The sequence below is a fragment of the Acetobacterium fimetarium genome, assembly GCF_014284475.1.
In the GTDB taxonomy this organism is placed as follows: Bacteria; Bacillota; Clostridia; order Eubacteriales; family Eubacteriaceae; genus Acetobacterium; species Acetobacterium fimetarium.
The window spans coordinates 1-3,216 of the sequence record NZ_WJBC01000055.1 but is presented as its reverse complement, the minus strand read 5'-3'; the positions used below and the strand labels follow the sequence as shown (position 1 = coordinate 3,216).

2 protein-coding genes are annotated in these 3,216 nt (G+C 44.5%); both read left to right on the top strand.

The genetic code is table 11. The annotated features are described in order from the left end of the window. Positions 1 to 1,409: CAP domain-containing protein (locus GH808_RS14930; RefSeq protein WP_186843581.1), on the top strand; the 1,409-nt coding region annotated here is incomplete at its 5' end. 79 nt (positions 1,410 to 1,488) lie between these two features. Continuing rightward, positions 1,489 to 2,994 (top strand): CAP domain-containing protein, encoded by a 1,506-nt coding sequence (locus tag GH808_RS14925; protein ID WP_186843580.1) that lies wholly within the window; start codon positions 1,489 to 1,491, stop codon positions 2,992 to 2,994. Positions 2,995 to 3,216 lie beyond the last annotated feature (222 nt).

Here is a 3,216-nt window from a genome sequence, read left to right as displayed (position 1 = left end):
TTCCGGTAGCGGATAATCCGGATACAGACAGCGTACAAACAGCAGAGATAACAGAAGATACACTTGATACCAGTGCAACCAGAGTATTTCCAGACGACTACCCATCCGGTTACTACAGTTATACAACAGAAGCACGAGTTGATGGAGCAGGAGCAGTGGAGTTAGTGGAAAAGATGAATGCCCTGCGTGTCTCCCTCGGTCGACAACCATTAGTTTTAGATGGTAGTTTAACAAAAGCAGCCATGTACCGAGCATCGGAGATTAATCTGGTGTATTTACATAAAGCGCCGGCAGGTAATGCGGGTAATCAACCAGATTATCGTATATTCAGTGGTTCTTCTGAAAATATCGTAATCGGTCGTAATAGCGGAGCAGCGGCATATAGTGCTTTTGAAGGTTCAGGTGGGCATTATGTTCAAATGACACACTCTTGGTATACCCGTGTTGGTGTGGGACATTATGGGAATGCTTGGGTATTATCATTTAACGGGGATTTCCCCGATATGAGTAACTTAACACCCCAAGACCTTATCTCAACCTACACAACCAATAGTAAAGTAATCCGAACGGTAGTGGATCAGACAAATACGGATGGGGTTGCTTATAATGGTGAGTATCCTTGCTATCGCCCCCACCCCTGTGTCGACAGCAGTTACAAACAGACAACGAACCTCAGTATTGATAAAGGTGTGAGTCGACAGATGAAAGCTTTTGTTGTCCCTGCTCCCTATGAAGATTGGATTGAGAAGTATCGGGGTTTAGAGGTTAAAATTGTTCCATCGTCTGTTACGTGGTCCTCCTCAAACCCCTCCATCGCTTCGGTGGATACAAACGGGGTTGTAACCGGTAAGACAACCGGAACAACCGTGATTTCTACTAAGGTTGGTGAAGATACCTTGACCTATAACATTACCGTGACCGGCAATGGAACAATGCCACCCGATTTGGGTAACTACTTAGTTAAGTACCGAACGCATGTAGAGAACGTGGGTTGGCAGTCTTATGTAACAGATGGTTCTAAAGCTGGTACAGAAGGACGCAGTTTACGCTTAGAGGGAATCAACATTGATTTAAACGAAGGGATGTCGGGGGGTATTGAGTATCGGACTCACGTACAGGACATTGGTTGGCAAAACTATGTAGCTAATAATGTCATGGCAGGTACTGAGGGACGCTGTTTACGACTTGAAGCTATTAACATTCGGTTAACCGGAGAAGCAGCCACGAAGTATGATATCTATTACCGTGTCCATACACAGAACATCGGTTGGATGGGTTGGGCTAAGAATGATGAACCGGCAGGTTCAGCAGGGTTCAGTTACCGACTTGAGGGTATTGAGATTCAGTTAGTTCAGAAAGGTAGTCCTGCACCGGGGAGTACGGTGAATGCTTTTGTTGAGAATAAATAGTTTATAGAGAGCTAAGGCATAGAGATATGCTCTAGTTTTATGTGATTATTTAGGTAATCGTTTATAAAGGGGAAAGAAAATGAAAAAGGGGTTTATACTCTTATTAGTCGGTGGTTTATTACTGGGAACAACCAGTGGGGTTTTTGCAGAAGAATTAATTCCGGTAGCGGATAATCCGGATACAGACAGCGTACAAACAGCAGAGATAACAGAAGATACACTTGATACCAGTGCAACCAGAGTATTTCCAGACGACTACCCATCCGGTTACTACAGTTATACAACCGAAGCACGAGTTGACGGTGCAGGAGCAGTGGAGTTAGTGGAAAAGATGAATGCCCTGCGTGTCTCCCTCGGTCGACAGCCTTTAGTATTAGATGGTAGGTTGACAAAAGCAGCCATGTACCGGGCATCGGAGATTAATCTGGTGTACTTACATAAAGCACCAGCAGGTAATGCAGGGAATCAACCAGACTATGTTATAAGGGGAGGGGGTGCTGAAAACATTGTCATCGGTCGTAACAGCGGTGCAGCAGCATATAGTGCTTTTGAAGATTCAGGGGGACATTATGTTCAAATGACAAAACGGTACTGGACACGGGTTGGTGTGGGACATTATGGAAATGCATGGGTTTTGGTATTTGGCGGGGATTGTGTCGATATGAGCAACCTAACACCCCAAGACCTTATTTCCACCTACACAACCAATAGTAAAGTAATCCGAACGGTAGTGGATCAGACAAATACGGATGGGGATAACCATGATGGGGTGAATAATGACGGTACGAGTCCTTGCTATCACCCCCACCCCTGTGTCGACAGCAGTTACAAACAGACAACGAACCTCAGTATTGATAAAGGTGTGAGTCGACAGATGAAAGCTTTTGTTGTCCCCGAACCTTATGCTGAGTGGCTTTGTGAGTACAACTATTTAGAGACAAAACTTGTCCCTTCAACACTTACGTGGTCATCCTCAAACCCCTCCATCGCTTCGGTGGATACAAACGGGGTTGTAACCGGTAAGACAACCGGAACAACCGTGATTTCTACTAAGGTTGGTGAAGATACCTTGACCTATAACATTACCGTGACCGGCAATGGAACAATGCCACCCGATTTGGGTAACTACTTAGTTAAGTACCGAACGCATGTAGAGAACGTGGGTTGGCAGTCTTATGTAACAGATGGTTCTAAAGCTGGTACAGAAGGACGCAGTTTACGCTTAGAGGGAATCAACATTGATTTAAACGAAGGGATGTCAGGTGGTATTGAGTATCGGACTCACGTACAGGACATTGGTTGGCAAAACTATGTAGCTAATAATGTCATGGCAGGTACAGAGGGACGCTGTTTACGACTTGAAGCTATTAACATTCGGTTAACCGGAGAAGCAGCCACGAAGTATGATATCTATTACCGTGTTCATACACAGAACATTGGTTGGATGGGTTGGGCTAAGAATGACGAACCATCCGGTTCAGCAGGGTTCAGTTACCGACTGGAAGGGATTGAGATTAAACTGGTAGAAAAAGGGAGTCCGGCTCCGGGGAGTACCACTAATGCCTTTGTGGAGAACAAGAGATAGGTAAGTAAAACAAAAGAAGCAGACCATTAGGTTTGCTTCTTTTTAGTGGTTGAGATTGACTTTGTTCTGCGTTTATTATATAATGTATATACATACATGACATGGGGACGTTTCGCTTGTCATGCCATCAAAAGTATACCCGATGTCATCCGGGAATGAGGTTGCATTTGCAACGAAAGCTAAATAATAGCTGTTTTTTTAGCGAAGGCCAATGATTGGTTT